The organism is Actinoplanes octamycinicus (assembly GCF_014205225.1).
GTDB lineage: Bacteria > Actinomycetota > Actinomycetes > Mycobacteriales > Micromonosporaceae > Actinoplanes > Actinoplanes octamycinicus.
The window spans coordinates 6,929,061-6,944,793 of the sequence record NZ_JACHNB010000001.1; the positions used below are offsets into that span (position 1 = coordinate 6,929,061).

11 protein-coding genes are annotated in these 15,733 nt (G+C 72.9%); 6 read left to right on the forward strand and 5 right to left on the reverse strand.

The features are described 5' to 3' along the window. Window positions 1-116: 116 nt before the first annotated feature. The 4 genes from BJY16_RS31065 to BJY16_RS31080 all read right to left on the reverse strand — a co-directional run bounded on the left by BJY16_RS31065 (window position 117) and on the right by BJY16_RS31080 (window position 6,451). On the reverse strand, window positions 117-371 hold the full coding sequence (locus tag BJY16_RS31065) for a DUF3040 domain-containing protein (protein WP_185043093.1): 255 nt from the start codon (window positions 369-371) through the stop codon (window positions 117-119). Window positions 372-1,333: 962 nt separating this feature from the next. Further along, window positions 1,334-3,316, reverse strand: coding sequence for a sulfite exporter TauE/SafE family protein (locus BJY16_RS31070; RefSeq protein WP_185043094.1), 1,983 nt, complete (start codon window positions 3,314-3,316; stop codon window positions 1,334-1,336). Further along, a complete protein-coding gene (locus BJY16_RS31075) occupies window positions 3,313-4,689 on the reverse strand; it encodes a tetratricopeptide repeat protein (RefSeq protein WP_185043095.1) in 1,377 nt (458 codons plus the stop codon). Before BJY16_RS31075 ends, BJY16_RS31070 begins: the two co-directional genes overlap by 4 nt. Window positions 4,690-4,750: 61 nt before the next feature. Further along, entirely contained in the window at window positions 4,751-6,451 is a 1,701-nt protein-coding gene (locus tag BJY16_RS31080; RefSeq protein ID WP_185043096.1) for a DUF4331 domain-containing protein, read from the reverse strand. 227 nt (window positions 6,452-6,678) lie between these two features. On the opposite strand from BJY16_RS31080, the gene BJY16_RS31085 reads away from it, so the two are divergent. From BJY16_RS31085 to BJY16_RS31100, 4 genes are read left to right on the forward strand one after another with little or no spacing between them, the layout of a single operon-like run. Beyond that, the gene (locus tag BJY16_RS31085) at window positions 6,679-7,833 is read left to right on the forward strand and encodes a site-2 protease family protein (RefSeq protein WP_185043097.1); all 1,155 of its coding nucleotides are present in this window, start codon (window positions 6,679-6,681) and stop codon (window positions 7,831-7,833) included. Then, entirely contained in the window at window positions 7,833-8,753 is a 921-nt protein-coding gene (locus BJY16_RS31090) for an ABC transporter ATP-binding protein (RefSeq protein WP_185043098.1), read from the forward strand. The genes BJY16_RS31085 and BJY16_RS31090 overlap by 1 nt, the downstream gene beginning before the upstream one ends. Before the next feature lie 5 nt (window positions 8,754-8,758). Then, window positions 8,759-9,553 carry an ABC transporter permease subunit gene (locus BJY16_RS31095; RefSeq protein ID WP_185043099.1) on the forward strand — a complete coding sequence of 265 codons (795 nt, stop codon included), beginning with the start codon at window positions 8,759-8,761 and terminating at the stop codon, window positions 9,551-9,553. Window positions 9,554-9,575: 22 nt separating this feature from the next. Then, window positions 9,576-10,463 carry a universal stress protein gene (locus BJY16_RS31100; RefSeq protein ID WP_203759013.1) on the forward strand — a complete coding sequence of 296 codons (888 nt, stop codon included), beginning with the start codon at window positions 9,576-9,578 and terminating at the stop codon, window positions 10,461-10,463. Here the strand turns inward: BJY16_RS31100 and BJY16_RS31105 are convergent. Further along, window positions 10,448-11,668 carry an ABC transporter ATP-binding protein gene (locus tag BJY16_RS31105; protein ID WP_185043100.1) on the reverse strand — a complete coding sequence of 407 codons (1,221 nt, stop codon included), beginning with the start codon at window positions 11,666-11,668 and terminating at the stop codon, window positions 10,448-10,450. The two genes, BJY16_RS31100 and BJY16_RS31105, sit on opposite strands and share 16 nt — an antisense overlap. Window positions 11,669-11,891: 223 nt before the next feature. Between BJY16_RS31105 and BJY16_RS31110 the strand changes: the two genes are divergently transcribed. Together BJY16_RS31110 and BJY16_RS31115 are read left to right on the forward strand one after the other, a co-directional pair. Beyond that, the gene (locus BJY16_RS31110) at window positions 11,892-14,606 is read left to right on the forward strand and encodes a bifunctional acetate--CoA ligase family protein/GNAT family N-acetyltransferase (RefSeq protein WP_185043101.1); all 2,715 of its coding nucleotides are present in this window, start codon (window positions 11,892-11,894) and stop codon (window positions 14,604-14,606) included. A 36-nt stretch (window positions 14,607-14,642) separates the two neighbouring features. Next, window positions 14,643-15,704 carry a baeRF10 domain-containing protein gene (locus BJY16_RS31115; protein ID WP_185043102.1) on the forward strand — a complete coding sequence of 354 codons (1,062 nt, stop codon included), beginning with the start codon at window positions 14,643-14,645 and terminating at the stop codon, window positions 15,702-15,704. Window positions 15,705-15,733 lie beyond the last annotated feature (29 nt).

Genomic DNA, 15,733 nt, shown 5'->3' on the forward strand with positions numbered 1-15,733 from the left:
GGATCGCCCGGCCGGGCCGATCGCCTGTCCCGGACTGGGATGCACTCGCGCACCCCGCGGCGCACCGTCCTCTCGCAACCAGTGCTGATCCCGGGACGCGACAGCGCCCCGCCGGCTCAGCCGCGCCGACGGTAGTGGTCGGCGATCAGCAGCGTGGCGACGGCGGCGACCACGACGACGGTCAGCACCACCCCGGCCGTCCCCCAGGCGACCATCGCCACCGACAGCAGCCCCCAGAGCAGCCCGCCCACGACAGCAACCGCCGCCCGGACTCTCCGCGGCCACGGTCGGCGCCCGGCCAGGCCGGGAAAATCGTCGACCAGCCGCGCCACGATCCGGTCGAACTCTCGCTGGTCCCTGTCGCTGTCCATCGGGCCACCTCCGCTGTGGAGCCCCCGAAATCTCACCTACCAGAGTAGGCCGCCCCACCCCACACAGCCCCGCCCCGGACCCCACCAAAAAATCAACCCGTTTCGGGTACGCCCGAAGCCCCCTCCCCGCCGCACCCACCTCCACCCCGTGACCGTCCCGCGACGCCCGCTCCACCCCGGACCGCCACGCGCCTCACTGTCACCGGCTGGCTCTCACGGGTGCCTCACCGCTCGCGAGACACCCGTGACACACAGCCAGCACCCGACCGCCGCAAGCCAGCCCCAGCCAACCTGGGATCCCCGCGCCCCTCACTGCCACCGGCTGGCTCTCACGGGTGCCTCACCGCTCGCGAGACACCCGTGACACACAGCCAGCACCGAGCGCCGCAAACCAGGCCCAGCCAACCTGGGATCCCCGCGCCCCTCACTGCCACCGGCTGGCTCTCACGGGTGCCTCACCGCTCGCGAGACACCCGTGACACACAGCCAGCACCGAGCGCCGCAAACCAGGCCCAGCCAACCTCGGACCCCCGCACCCCTCACTGCCACCGGCTGGCTCTCACGGGTGCCTCACCCCTCGCGAGACACCCGTGACACACAGCCAGCACCGAGCGCCGCAAACCAGGCCCAGCCAACCTCGGACCCCCGCACCCCTCACTGCCACCGGCTGGCTCTCACGGGTGCCTCACCCCTCGCGAGACACCCGTGACACACAGCCAGCACCGAGCGCCGCAAACCAGGCCCAGCCAACCTCGGATCCCCGCACCCCTCACTGCCACCGGCTGGCGCTCACGGGTGCCTTGCCGCTCGCGAGACACCCCTGGGGGGACCAGCCGGTGGCCCGGCCTTCGGCGGACCGGGTGAGGAGCGGTCGCTGGCCTTTCACGGTTCCTTCGCGATGGGGAGACGACCGGCACGAGGAGTCGAGGCGGGGCTTTGGGCGTACCGGAAGCGGTTGGGGGTCAGGCCATGGCTCGGACGCCTATGCCGAGGCCGACCAGGACGACCAGGGCTGCGGTGGCGGTGGGGGCGGTGGCGGCGGCTCGGTGGGTGAGGCGGGCCAGGCGGCCGGGCCAGCGGCCGTTGGTGATCAGGTGGGACAGACGGCGCTGGGCTACCACCAGGAGCAGGCCGATCGCGGTGAGGGTGCCGGCCATGCCGATGCCGTAGGCGATGACCAGCGCCACGCCGAGTCCGGCCCGGCCCAGGCCGATCGCTCCGAGGAGGACCACCAGCGCGGACGGACTGGGCACCAGGCCACCGGCGAGACCGATTCCGGCCAGGCCGAGACGCCGGCGGATCCGGTCACCGCGCCCCACGTCGTGGCTGTGTCCCTGGTCGGGACTGTGCTCAAGCTCGTGGCCGTGGCTGTGGGCGGAGCCGTGGCCGTGGGCGGAGCCGGGGCCGTGGCTGTGGCCGAGACCGTGGCTATGGGCGGAGCCGGGGCCGTGGTCGTGGCCGTGGCTGTGGCCGAGGCCGAGGCCGTGGCTGTCGCTGTGGCCGTGGCCGTGGCCGTGGCCGAGGCCGAGGCCGTGGCTGTCGCTGTGGCCGTGGCCGAGGTCGTGGCCGTGGCTGTGGCCGAGGCCGTGGCTGTGGCCGTGGCCGAGGTCGTGGCTGTGGCCGAGGCCGAGGCCCACGCCGTGGCTGTGGCCGGGGCCGTGATCGTGATGATGGTGCGGACCGTGGTGGTGATGGCCATGTGGTTGGTGGGAGTGCGGTGGGGCGCCGGTGGAGCGTCGGCGGGCAGCGACGAGCATGCTGATGCCGACGGCTACCACGAGGAGGCCGCTGGTCAGGCCGAGGGCGCTGAGGACCTGCTCGCCGACCAGGGCTGTTGAGGTGCTGAGGAGGAGGCCGAGCAGGAGGACTCCGCCGGTGTGGGCGATGGTGACCGTGCCGCCGACGGCCAGGGCGTCCCGGATTCGGCCCTGCCGGCCGGCGAAGTAGGCCGCCATCACGGTCTTTCCGTGGCCGGGAAGGGCGGCATGGCCGGCACCGAGGACCAGCGCCAGGAGGAAGGCCAGGCCGATCACCAGCGGGGTGAGGCGGCCGCCGAGCGCCTGCTCGACCCGGGTCTGGGCGGCGGTGAGCCAGCTCGGGCCGGAAGCGCTGATCGCCGATCCGCCGGGTTCTGCTGCCGTGCCTGCACGGCCGGGCTCTGCTGCCACGCCGGGCCCGCCGGGCTCGGCTGCCGCGCCTGGACCGCCAGGCTCGGCTGGCACGCCTGGACCGCCAGGCTCAACGGCCGCGCCGGGACCGCCGGGCTCTGCTGCCGCGCCGGGAGCGCCAGGCCCGGCTGCCCCCGGATTGTTGGGTTCGGTGGGCGGGGCCGGTTCGCCTAGCCGGATTGTTGCGGAGCGGACGTCGGGCGCGGACGTGAGCAGGTCGCGGGGATAGGTACGGAGCTGGTCGGAGATGCTTTGGGCGGGCAGGCTGGAGGCGGCGAGGCTGATCCCGGCGCCGGTGGCGGTCATCTCCCGCCAGCCGACCCGGTCGGTGCGGTAGCCGTTGTCGACGGTCAGCTCGGTCCGGTCGGTGAGGCGGATGGGTGCGCTCAGCGAGCAGGCCAGGCGGCTGGTGGACAGGCCGCCCGCGCCGGGTGTGACGGCATAGCTCTGACCGGACAGCGTCCAGGTCAGACGCTCGCCGGCGGCCGAAACCGCGAAGGCGGCGGCCAGCTGATCGCATTCGGACCGGGCGTGGCTGGTGCGTTCGGCCGGGGACAGGGTGCCGTCGCTGTCGGTGTCGGCTCGGGTGCGGTCCTGGAGGGTCGGGATCTCGGCGGCGTCGACGAAGGCGGTCACGTCCACGCGGTCCGGATGCAGGGTAAGGCCAGCGTACTGGTTGACCGAGAAGTTGCCGAGCGGGTGCGCCTGGGCCGGGGCGGCCGGCCAGGCGAGGATGCCGGCAGCCACGACCGCCGCGCCGATCAGGTATTTCTTCATCGTGTGCCTCCGGCGCTGCTCGGAGTGGTGGGAGACGGCGAGCGGTGGGCTTCGGGAGGGGCTGGGGTGGTGGCGGCCGGTGCGGGCAGGGCGGCGAGGGCTCGGCGGGCGATGGGGGCTTCGACCGGGGAGAAGTGGGGGTTGGTGGTGAGGGCTCGGGTCAGTTCGGTGCGGGCGGCCGCCGGGTGGCCGAGACCGAGCTGGATCATGCCGAGGTGGTAGGCGTAGACGGCCGGGCGGGCGCCGCCGGCGAGCGCGCGCCGGGCGTACCCCAAAGCTTCTTGATCTTGGCCGGCCTGGTGCAGGGACCAAGCGAGGGTGTCGGCCACGTCCGGGTGCTGCCGGCGGGCCCATTCCGCGCGGGCGGCCCGCACCGCGTCGGCCGGACGGTCCTGGGCCAGGGCGAGCGCGGCGGCGGCCAGACCGTCGGCCCCACCGTTCGCGGTGAACAGCCGGTCCGCGGCGGCGGCCAGCTCCACCTGCGCGGCGGCCTCGGTGTGCCGACCGGCCGCCCGCAGCAGCTCGGCGTATTCCACCAGCGTGGACGGCCCGGGCAGCCGCTCGGTCAGCTCCCGGTAGCCGGAGAGATCACCCCGGGCGGCCTTGACCCGGGCGCTGCCGTACAGCGCGCCGAGCGCCCCCGGATCGGCGGCCAGCGCGGCCGCGTACTCGACAGCCGCACCGTCCAGGTCACCCCGCCCGAAGGCCAGGTCACCGAGCTGCGCCCGGCAGAACGCCACGTCGTGCCGGTCGACCGCGTCCTCGAGGGCCTGCCGCATCAACCCGGCCGCTTCGGCGATCCGGCCGTGCAGCTCCAGGTCGTAGGAGGCGCGAGCGTACGCGGCCAGCCCCGGCCGCAGGTCGAGCATCCGCTGCACGGCCGCGGTGGCCCCGCGCGCGTCCCCGAGCTGGGTCAGCGCGTCGGCCAGCACCCCGTACGCGTCAGCGTCGTGCCCGTTGACCGCGAGCGCCGCGCGCGCCTGTGCCCCGGCGGTCCGGAAGTCGTGCCGGGCGTTGGCCAGCGCGCCGAGCACCACCAGCGCGTCGCTGTTGCCGTCCCGCCGCAGGGCCAGCGAGCGCCGGGCGGCCTGCTCGGCCTTGGGGTAGAGCCCCGGGTCGGCGGTGATCCGGGCCTGTTCCAGGTAGGCCGCGCCGAGCGCCGCCCAGCCCGGCCAGTCCCCGGGAACGTCGCGCAGCTGCTGCTGGGCCCGGCTGACCCGGGCGGCCAGCAGGTCGGCGGCCGCCGGGGCAACGACCGTGGTGGCGGGCGTGGCCGGGGCGCCGGTCCGCGGCCGGATCAGCACCGCCGCCACCCCGAGCAGGGCGGCCGCGAGCGCGACGGCCAGGGCGAGTCGGGCGAGGGTTCGTCGCATGGTGGTCCCCCAGGGAGAGCGGGTGGGCGCGGGATCGGTGCCGCGCCCACCCGGGAAACGGTCAGAACCGGAGGGTCGGATCGCCGTCCGCCCTGGTCACCCGGCCGCGCCGCCAGCGCAGCAGGACGAACAGGCCGCCCAAGACGATGAGCAGGCCGAGGCCGGAGGCGCCGGTCGCGTACGCCACCGGGACGGTGGCCGGAGCGGTGTCCGGTGCCGCGACGCCGCTCAGCTGCTGCGCGCCGCCGCCGGTGCCGCCGGTGCCGCCGGACGGGTCCGGTTGCCCGGCCGCCGGGGACGCCGACTGCTTGCCCTGCGGCTGACCGGCCCGCTGACCGGTGGTGTTCACCGCGACCCCGTTGGGCAGGGCCAGATAGGGGAACTGGCCGGAGAAGCGCTGGTCGTTCGCGTTCACCTTGTCCCCGGCGGCCAGCGCGTCGACCAGCTTGCCGGTCTGCGCCGCCCCCTCCAGGGCCTGCAGCTCGATGTCGACCACGTCGTCGGTGAGCCGCCGCCCGTTCGGGAAGCCCTGCAGGTCGCCGCCGAGCACGCCGAGCCGGTTCGGCTGGCTCGCGACCGGCACCGACAGGTTCAGCCGCAGTTCCTCGGCCGGGACGAACTTGGACGGCTGAACGTCCTTGTTGTTCAGCTGCGAGTTCAGGTCGGCCTTGATCGGACCGCCGGCCTTGGTGGTGATCCCGGTCAGGAAGATCTCGGAGAGGTCGTTGCGGGGTGTCTTCGGCGCCGGGATGTTGTAGATCTGCTCGATCAGCTTCGGCACCTCGGGCTCCAGGACCCGCTTGACCAGCGCCGGGGTCTTGGCGTCCTGGCTCGGGTCGCTGGCGTTGAAGGCGTCCTTCAGGCCGGCCGGCGCCACCACCTCGTTGACCAGCGGCTGGCCCAGCCGGGACACCTGCACCTTGCCGCCGGACTGGCCACCGCCGGTGATCCGGACCCGGTTGCGCTCGGTGCTGGACCACACCCCGATGACCGGGTTGCGGCCGGCGTCGGCGTTCAGCGCCACGTCCTTGAACGGCACCTGCAACGCGATCGTGTTCACGTTGTAGCCGGCGACGGTGTCCTGACCGGTCTCCGAGAGGTCCCCGCCGTACAGCAGATCGAAGACCCGCAGATCCAGGAAGAACGGGTCGTCGGCCTGACCGGCGAAGATCTTCCAGCCGCCGGGCAGGCTGGTGGTGGCCTGGTCGCGCAGCGTCTGATAGTTCGGCATGGAGGCGGGGCCGACCCGCGACGGCGCGACCGGCGCGTCCGCCACCCGGGTCTTGAAGTCCCCGCCGTTGAACGACGATTCCAGCGTGTACGTCTGGCGGAAGAGCAGGTTCTCGTCGTCGATCGAGGTGACCGGGCCGTTGTTGTACAGGAACGTGTCGTTGCCGCGCTTGTCGATGTTCTTGAACTTCCACCGGAACTCGGCGTCCGGGCGGGCGTCGCCGTCGTTGTCGACCTTGATGTGATAGGTCGCGTCGGTGGCGAACGGGTAGAAGTTCGGGCCGCCGTTGGGCTCGGAGAACGGCTGCCAGTTCGCGACGAACGTGACGTAGCCGGGCCGGTCGGGGCTGACGAAGGCGTACACGTCGGTGTTGTCGACCGCCGGGTCGGCGGCGATCAGCGGGGCCTCGCGGTGACTGGACGCCGTGGCGGTGCCGGGGCCGAGGCCGTACAGGGCGCCGGCCAGCAGGGCGCCGAGGCCGAGGGCGGCCAGGGTGCGCCTGCGGCGTAGTCGGGGACGGTTGACCGTCATGGTTGTTCCTCCCGTTCCGAGGTAGTGCTTCTCGGCCCGGGATTCGCGGCGGCCGGCGTCCTGGATGGGCGGCTGTGAACTTCCCGACTCCCGACCATCCGCGGGCGGCCCGGCTCCGAATTCCTCTGTTCGGGCCGGCGGGACCAACGACCCTGGTACGCCCGCCCGGCCCGGCGGGACGCTGGCGGGGAGCGGCGTGGCAAATCAACGCGAAGAAGGTGGCCGCCATGCGGCAGAGCATCCGGCTCGGCACGGTCCGGGGGATCCCGGTGGGTCTCCACTGGTCCGTCCTGGTCATCGTCTTTCTGCTGACCTACAGCCTGGCGGCGGTCCAGCTGCCCGCGGCGGTGGCCGGCTATCCCACGGTCGCCTACTGGCTGACCGCCGGCTGGATGGCGGTGCTGTTCCTGACCGCGCTGGTCGGCCACGAGCTGGCACACGCCCTGGTCGCACAGCACTACCGGATCCGGGTCCAGTCGATCACCCTGTGGGCGCTCGGCGGCGTCTCCACCCTGGACGAGCAGGCCCGGCATCCGCGGGCGGAGCTGTTCACCGCGCTGGCCGGACCGATCACCAGTCTGGCCGCCGCGGGAGTGTTCGCCGCCGCGACGGTCCCGGCCGGGTTGCTCGGCTCGGATCTACCCCGGCTCGGCTGCGCCTGGCTCGCCACGGCGAACGTGGTGCTGGCAGTGTTCAACCTGCTGCCGGGTGCCCCACTGGATGGCGGCCGGATCCTGACTGCGATCATCTGGTGGATCCGCGGCGATCGCCGAGCGGCGCGCCGGGCCGGCGCCCAGGCCGGTGGGATGCTGGGTCTCGTCCTCGCCGGCCTCGGCGCGATTCTGATCTTCGGCTACACCACCGCGGGTGGACTGTGGCTGATCCTGCTCGGCTGGTACCTGAGCTACTCCGCCCGCGCGGAGCTCGCCACCGCCGAGGTGAGTGAACAGTTGCACGGCGTGCCGGTACGCGCGGCGATGTCCCGGCCGGCGGTGTGCGGTTACGCCGGACACACCGTCGCCGAGTTCGTGGCGCACACCGCCCGACTCTGCCCGCACCGCGCCTACCCGATCGTCGACCTGGACGGCAGGCTCGCCGGTGTGCTGACTGTCGGTGCGCTGGCGGCGGTGCCGCCGGAACGCCGGATCATCACCCGGCTCGCCGAGGTGATGGTCCCCCGCGCCCGGTTGCGCGCCCTGCACCCGGACGAACCGCTGCTGAACGTGATCGGTGCGCTGAACAATCCGGCGCGGCTGCTGGTGGTCGTCGAGCAGGACCGCCCGTGCGGGGTGCTGACTACCGGGGACGTCGCGCGTTTCGTGGGGGTCGCTCAGCTCGGCGTCGCGCCGGCCAGCCGGGTCGACGTGGACGCGGTCCGCTGATGCGGTTTCTGACTGATGAGGAGGACATCGTGGCCACCGCGCTGCGAACCTGGCACCTGAGCAAGACTTACCACGGCCGGGCGGCCCTGTCCGCGATGAATCTGACCGTGCCGTCCGACGTGGTCTTCGGCTACCTGGGCCCGAACGGCGCCGGCAAGACCACGACGATCCGCCTGCTGGCCGGCCTGCTGCGGCCGAGCAGCGGGCGGGCTGAGATCGGTGGGTACGACGTGGTCCGCGACCGGGAGCGGGCGCAGCGGCAGATCGGCTACCTGCCCGGTGACTTCGCCGCCTACCCCCGGCTGACCGCCGCGGCCTACCTGGATCATCTCGGGTACCTGCGCGGTGGCCCGGACCGGGCCCGGATCCGGTCCCTTGCCGACCGGCTCGACCTGGACCTGAACGTCCGCATCGGTGCGATGTCACACGGCAACCGGCAGAAGGTCGGGATCGTGCAAGCGTTCATGCACGCCCCGGCTCTGCTGGTGCTCGACGAGCCGACCGCCGGACTCGACCCGCTGATCCAGCGGCAGTTCCTGGAGCTGGTCCGGGAGGCCCGGGAGCGGGGGCAGACGGTCTTCCTGTCGTCGCACAACCTGTACGAGGTGGAGGCGGTCGCCGACATGGTCGGCATCCTGGTCCGCGGCCGGCTGGCGGTGGTCGAGGAGGTCGACAAGCTGAAGGCGCAGGCGGTCCGCCGAATCGACCTGACCTTCGCCGGCGTGCCGCCGGACGCCGCCCTGCGCGGGGTGGCCGCGGTCCAGCAGTTGACCGTCACCGGGCACACCGCGCACCTGGTCGTCGAGGGGCACACCGCGGAACTGCTGCGGATCGCGGCGCCGTACGGCGTCGAGCAGATCGTCACGCACGAACCCGATCTGGAGGAAGTGTTCCTCAGCTACTACGACGCACAGGAGTGAGTCGGATGCGCTCGGTCTTCACCAAGGCCCTGACCGACCAGCGGCGTTCCCTGATCGGATGGGGTGTCGGCCTGTTCCTGATGGTGCTGATGGAGACGGCGTTGTGGCCGTCCATCGGCAAGATGCCCGACCTGCAGCAGTTCCTCGCGAACTATCCGGAGGCCATGCGGAAGCTGTTCAACATGCAGGACTTCGGCACCGGCACCGGATTCGTCAACACGGAGTTGTTCAGCATCCTGGTGCCGGTGCTGCTGCTGACCTACGCGATCGGCCGAGGCGCCCGCGCGATCGCCGGCGAGGAGGAGACCGGCACCCTCGAGGTGCTGCTGGTGACCCCGGTGACCACCACCACCCTGCTGGCGCAGGAGGGTGCCGCGCTGCTGACCGGCCTGCTGGTGCTCGGCACGGTGCTGTACGCCGCGGTGATCGCCGGGTCGGTGCTGTTCGGCATGGGCATCGGGCTGCTCCCGCTGCTGTCCGCGACGCTGGCCATGGTGCTGCTGGCGGCCGAGTTCGGCTGCCTCGCACTGGCCATCGGCGCGGTCACCGGCCGGCGCGCCGTCGCGATCGGTACGGCCGCGGCGGCCGCGGTCGGCGCCTACCTGCTTTACGTGGCCGGGGAGCTGGTCACAGCGCTGGAGCCGTGGCAGCGGCTGTCGCCGTTCGACCAGGCGATGAGCGGCGGTCCGATCGGCGCCGGCTTCCGCGCTGTCCACCTGGTGATGCCGGTGGTGGCGGTACTGCTCGTGGCAGCCGCGGCGCCGCGGTTCGCGCGCCGGGACATCGCGGTCGCGCACTGACAATCCATGGAGAGGAGTCATCATGACCATGCGTACCGGAGCGCCGGTCGTCGTCGGGGTCGACGGGTCCGCCTCGGCGTTGTACGCCGTCGAGGCGGCTGCTGCCGAGGCGGTGCTGCGGCACCGTCCCCTGAAGATCGTGCACGTGTATCCGTGGCCGTCCAACGGCGTCGCGCTGTCCCCGAGCCTGGCCGCGACGGCCGACGCGACGCTACGGCGCAGCTCCGCCGAGATCCTGCAGGACGCCGCTCAGCACGCGGCCAAGGCCGCTCCCGATCTCGTCGGCGACCTGCACACCATCACCGGCCAACCGGCCCGGGCGTTGCTGCAGCTGAGCGAGGAGGCTGCCCTGCTGGTGCTGGGCGCGCGGGGCACCGGCGGCTTCGCCGGGATGACGCTCGGCTCGGTCGCCGCGCACACCGCCTTGCACGCCTCCTGTCCGGTCCTGCTGGTCCGCGGTGTGACCGGGGACGGTCCGGTGGTCGTCGGAGCGGACGGCTCGCCCAGCTCGGTGGCGGCTTGCGAGTTCGCCGCCGACGAGGCGGACCGTCGCGGCGCCGAACTCGTCGTCCTGCACGCCTGGACGCCGGCGCACGCCACCGAGCTCAACGCCGGCCTGCCGATGAGTTACGAGGCGTGGAGCGGCGAGGAGGAGCATCGGCGGGTGCTCGCCGAAGCGGTCGCCGGGCTGGTCGAGCAGCACCCCGGCCTGCGCATCCGCCGGCAGGTGCGGGAGGGGATGGCCCGGAAACTGCTCACCGACTGGTCGCATGAGGCGCAACTGGTCGTGGTCGGCAGCCGCGGGCACGGCGGCTTCGCCGGATTGCTGCTCGGCTCGGTCAGCCAGCACCTGATCTACCGGGCCGGCTGCCCGATCGCCGTCGTCCGCCCGGCTCAGGTGCTTGCCTGAGCCGGCGCCATGGCCCCGTCCTCCGCTCGCGTCTCCACCCGGGGAATGGCTCGTCCGCTGTTCGCGTCGAAGAAGTACGCCGCGGTGAGATCCACCGCCAGCCGGATCGGGCGGCCGATCGCCAGGTCAGCCGCCTGCCCGACCTTGGCGGTCCACAGCTGAGTACCGGCGGAGTCGTCGACGGCGACCGGCACCTCACCGTCCTCGTCCGTGGCTGCGGCAGTGCCACCCTGCGGCGCACGGAACAGCACGTGCTTCTCATCGCCCAGCGACTCCACCCCGAGCGGAACCACCTCGACGACCGCGGCGGCGTCCGGGCGGGCCGGTGAGAACGCGGCCGGCCGTAGCCCGATGACTACCGGCGAGCCGAGATATCCGGTGAGGTCCGGGTAGCGGACGATGGCGTCCGGGACCTCCCACTCGACGCCGTCCAGCAGCACCGTGACCCGTCCGCCGGCGGCCCGCAGACCCACCGTCGCGAAGTTCATGGCGGGCGAGCCCATGAAGCCGGCGACGAAGCGGTTGGCCGGCGCCTGGTAGAGCTCATCCGGCCGGCCGATCTGCTGCAGCCGCCCCCGGTTCAGGACCGCGATGCGATCGCCGAGCGTCATCGCCTCGATCTGGTCATGGGTGACGTAGACGGTGGTGATCCGGTAGCGCTGGTGCAGCCGGGCCAACTCGGCGCGCATCGACACCCGCAGTTTGGCGTCGAGGTTGGACAGCGGCTCGTCGAGCAGGAAGACCCGCGGTTTGCGGACCAGGGCCCGGCCCATGGCGACGCGCTGGCGCTGACCGCCGGAGAGGGCCTTGGGCCGGCGGTCGAGCAGGTCCTCCAGGCCGAGCAGGTGGGCGGTCTCCTCGACTTGCGAGCGGATCTGCGGTTTCTCGACCCGGCGCAGCTTCAGCGCGAAGGCCATGTTGTCCTGCACGGTCATGTGCGGGTAGAGCGCGTAGTTCTGGAACACCATGGCGATGTCCCGATCCTTGGGCGCCCAGTCGGTCACCTGCTGGTCGTCGATGTAGACATCCCCGCCGCTGGTCTGTTCCAGCCCGGCGATCATCCGCAGGATCGTCGACTTGCCGCAGCCGGACGGCCCGACGAGGACGAGGAATTCACCATCGCCGATGGTGAGACTGACGTCGTCGACAGCGACGGAATTGCCCGGGAAGACCTTGGTGAGATGTGCCAGCCGCACGACGGACATACCGCCACCTCCCCTTTCACGGTTCGCCATTCCAGCGTCACCACACGGCCGTGACAACGAACAGAGTCGATCGGCCTGCGGCGTCGGGACCGCACGACGCGGCACAGTCCCGCGCTTCCCTGTGGCGTCTCGACCCGGCAGGATGGGACCCGTGGCCCTGGCCGGCGGCCACCGCCGGCGCGACGCTGAAAGTGAGCGTCCGGACGCGAAGGCCGTGATGACGATGACCAGTACACCGCTCATCAGCGATCCCGACGGCGCCGATGCGCTGGCCTCCGATGGTGGCATCGTCACCATCCGGCCGGTCCGGCCCGGCGACCGCGGAGCGCTGGCCAGACTCTATGCCGGCGCGTCCCGGGAGAACCTGCTGTTGCGGTTCTTCATCGTGCCGGGGCGGCTGACGATCGCCGCCGAGCTGGACTCGCTGTGCCGGCAGGAGACCAGGGACCGGCTGGCGGTCGTCGCGTGGCAGGCGGGCGAGCTGATCGGGGTCGCCGCCTGCGTCCGGCTGGATCGGCACAGCCGGATGGCGGAGATCGCGGCGTTCGTCGCCGACGACCACCACGGCCGGGGCATCGGCACCCTGCTGCTGGAGCACCTGGCCGCCCGAGCCCGGCTGGCCGGCATCACCGACTTCGTCGGCGAGATGCTGCCCGGCAACACCGATGTGCTGCGGATGGTCCACGATTTCCACGAGCACACGCACACCCAGACCCGGGTCGGATACATCGACCTGAACATCGATCTGACCGATCAGCACGCCTTCGAACGGGCCGTCGACGCGCGGGACCGGGTGGCCGAGCAGGCTTCGCTGCGCCCGCTGCTGGCGCCCCGCTCGGTGGCGGTGATCGGCGCCGGGCAGCGACACGGCACCGCGGGCCACGAGACGCTGCGAGCCCTGCGCGACTACGGTTTCGCCGGCCGGCTGTACGCGATCAACCCGACCGGCCGGCCGGTCTGCGGCCTCCCTTCCCATCGCAGCATCGGCGACCTGCCGGAAGCAGTCGACCTGGCGGTCATCGCGGTGCGTGCCGAGCTGGTGGCCGGCGCTCTCAAGGAGGCCGGTCAACGCGGGGTCCGGGCCGCGGTCGTGCTCAGCAAGGGGTTCGGCGCGTCCGGCCCGGTCAGCAAGCAGCGCCGGGCCGACGTCCTGCGGATCGCCCGTGAGCACGGCATGCGGCTGGTCGGCCCGAGCAGCATCGGGGTGCTCGGCACCGAGCCGCAGCTACGGCTCAACGCCTGCCTCTCGCCGATCCGCCCGCCCGGTGGCGGGCTCGCGGTCGCCTCGCAGTCGGGGACGGTCGGCATCGCCCTGCTGGCGAACGCCGCCCGCACCGGCTGCGGCGTCTCCAGTTTCGTGTCGCTGGGCGAGAAGCTCGACGTCAGCGGCAATGACCTGATCGCTTATTGGTACGACGACCCGGCCACCAAGGCGGTCGCGCTGTACCTGGAGTCCTTCGGCAACCCGCGCCGGTTCGCCCGCACCGTCCGGGCGCTCGGGCGTCGTAAGCCGGTCCTGGCGTTGGAGAGTGGGCGATCGCTTGCCACCCGGCACGCCGGGGCGGCCTCGCCGGACCTGATGGACGCCCTGTTCACTCAGGCGGGCGTCATCCGGGTCACCGGCATCGACGAGATGCTGGACAGCGCGCGCATGTTGATCGATCAGCCGGCCCCGGCCGGGGCCCGGATGGCGATCGTCGGCAACGGCGGCGGACTGACCGCGCTGGCCGCGGACCACGCCGTGGCCGGCGGATTCACCCTGGTCTCGTTGAGCCGCGACACCCGCCGCCAGCTGCCGCGTGGCCGGGACAACCCGGTGGACCTCGGCATCGAGGCCACCCCGGCGACGATCGCGGCGGCCGCCGAGACCATCGCGAACAGCGGCGAGGCCGACATCCTGCTTCTCATGATCGTCGGTACCCGGGCCAACTGCTCGGTGGGGACGATGGCCGCGCTCGCCGAGGTGGTCGACAACCATCCCGACGTCACCATCGCGGCCGTGCTGACCGGCAGCAACGACGACATCCAGCGGTTCGGGGCGCGAGGCGCGCCGGTCTTCCCGCAGCCGGAGACGGCGATCCGGGCACTGGCGCACGCTCATCGGTACGCGCGATGGCAGCGACAGCCGTTGGGCCGGCGGCCCGAGCTGCCCGGGATCCAGCCGGCGCGGGCGCAGGCTCTGATCGGGCAGGCGCTGGCCACCGGTCCCGGCTGGCTGCCGCGGATCCGGGTCGCGGCGGTGCTGCGGGCGTACGGCATCTCCATCATGCCGATGTCCGCGGCCCGGACCGGAGTGGACGCGGTCGCGATCGCCGAGCGCCTCGGCTTCCCGGTGGTGCTCCGGTCCGCCGCCCCGGCCACGGCGCGCGGACCGGTGGTGCGGCGCGACCTGAGCAGCGCCGCCGCGGTGCGGGATGCTTTCGACGCGGTGGTCGCGGACAGTCCCGGGCCGGCCGGTGTCCTGCTCCAGCGTCAGATCACGGCACCGGTCGAGCTGACCGCGGGGATCCGGCACGATTCGCTGTTCGGTTCTCTGGTACGACTCGGGCTGTCCGGCGGGTGGACCGCCCACACGGTACGTCTGGTGCCGCTCACCGATCTCGACGCCGGCCGGATGTGGCGGGACCTGCCCGCCGGGTCGCTGTCCGGCGGGCTGCGGAAGCCGCCACGGTTCGAGCCGGCCGATCTGGAGGATCTGCTGCTGCGACTGGGCCGCCTGGCCGAGGATCATCCGGAGATCGCCGAGCTCGACCTCGCGCCGGTCTTCGCCGGCCCGGACGGGCTGCTGATCGGCGACGCGCGGATCCGGCTCGCCGAGACCGGTGCCGAACCGGACGCCACACTGCGCCGGCTGTCTCCGGTCGCTCTGCCGGGTGTCCCGGCTCGGCCGGAACGCGGGACTTCCGACCCTGTCCGTGGTAACCGGGCGGCCTCCTAGCCTGGAAGGTGTCTCAGCGGAGGTGACATGATGTCCGTGATCCGCGCAGAGGACCTGCACGATCTCGCTCGCCTGCACGATCCGTCCGGGGTCCTCTCGGTGTATGCCACCGTCGATCCCCAGGCGGAGAACGCCGTCCCGGCACCCTGGCAGGTGACCATCCCGCGTCTGCTGGCCGACCTGGGCCGGCATGCCACTGGCCCGGTGCGGAACCGGCTCGAGGCGATCGAGCCGGAGTTGAAAACCCTCCTGGACGCCGGCGTCGCGGGGCGGGGCCGGGCGCTGTTCGCGACGGTGGACGGCGGAGCGGTGCGCCTGCTGCGGGTTCAGTCGGCGCTGACGGACACAGTCCGGCTCGCCGGGTCGGCATATCTGCGTCCGCTTGCCGTGGCGTACAGCGCGGCGGCTCCGGCCGGGATCGTCGCGGTGGGCGGGCACGGTCTGCGCGTGGTGGACTGCCGGCTCGGCTGGGCGGAGCTGGTCGGGGCCGCCGAATACCGGCCCGGCACCCGGTCCCGCACGCCGAACCGCCGCAGCGGCAGTCAACGCGATCGGCATGAACATCGGGCGACTGCCCATCTGGAACGGTTCCTCACCGGCTGCGGGTCCGGACTGGCCGGGTTCGGCGCCCGCCCGGACTGGGAGCACTTGCTGGTGACCGGCGACACCGAGCTGGTCACGGCCTTCGCCGCGCGGCTGCCGGATCTGCCGCACACCGAGGTGGTCAGGGCACACCACGTGGCTGCCGCCGCGCTGCCGGCGCCGCGGATCGCCGCCCTGGTGGCGACCGACCTGCGGGCCGCCCGCCAGCACACGCATCTAAGGCTGGCCGTGATGGCCCGGGACATCGCGCACGCCGGTGGCGCGGCGACCGCCGGACCCGAGGACACCCTGCGGGCTGCGGCCCAGGGCCGGATCCGGCGTCTGCTGCTCGACGGCGCCGCCCGGCTGGCCGACCGGTACGGCGCCGGGGCCGAGCTGGACGAGCTACTGATCGAGCAGACCTACCGGGCCGGCGGCGCGGTCACCATCGTCGGCGGCCCGGCCGCCGAGGCGCTGGCCGGCTGTGCGGGCGTCGCGGCTCTGCTTCACCCCTGACCGTGCCGACCCGGCAGCCGGCCGCTGCC

Excerpts from the sequence above, each read along its gene's own strand:
- BJY16_RS31070 (WP_185043094.1), bottom strand. The coding sequence starts at position 3,316 with ATGAAGAAATACCTGATCGGCGCGGCGGTCGTGGCTGCCGGCATCCTC.
- BJY16_RS31065 (WP_185043093.1), bottom strand. The coding sequence starts at position 371 with ATGGACAGCGACAGGGACCAGCGAGAGTTCGACCGGATCGTGGCGCGG.
- BJY16_RS31105 (WP_185043100.1), bottom strand. The coding sequence starts at position 11,668 with ATGTCCGTCGTGCGGCTGGCACATCTCACCAAGGTCTTCCCGGGCAAT.
- BJY16_RS31100 (WP_203759013.1), top strand. The coding sequence starts at position 9,576 with ATGACCATGCGTACCGGAGCGCCGGTCGTCGTCGGGGTCGACGGGTCC.
- BJY16_RS31110 (WP_185043101.1), top strand. The coding sequence starts at position 11,892 with ATGACCAGTACACCGCTCATCAGCGATCCCGACGGCGCCGATGCGCTG.
- BJY16_RS31095 (WP_185043099.1), top strand. The coding sequence starts at position 8,759 with ATGCGCTCGGTCTTCACCAAGGCCCTGACCGACCAGCGGCGTTCCCTG.
- BJY16_RS31080 (WP_185043096.1), bottom strand. The coding sequence starts at position 6,451 with ATGACGGTCAACCGTCCCCGACTACGCCGCAGGCGCACCCTGGCCGCC.
- BJY16_RS31090 (WP_185043098.1), top strand. The coding sequence starts at position 7,833 with ATGCGGTTTCTGACTGATGAGGAGGACATCGTGGCCACCGCGCTGCGA.
- BJY16_RS31075 (WP_185043095.1), bottom strand. The coding sequence starts at position 4,689 with ATGCGACGAACCCTCGCCCGACTCGCCCTGGCCGTCGCGCTCGCGGCC.
- BJY16_RS31085 (WP_185043097.1), top strand. The coding sequence starts at position 6,679 with ATGCGGCAGAGCATCCGGCTCGGCACGGTCCGGGGGATCCCGGTGGGT.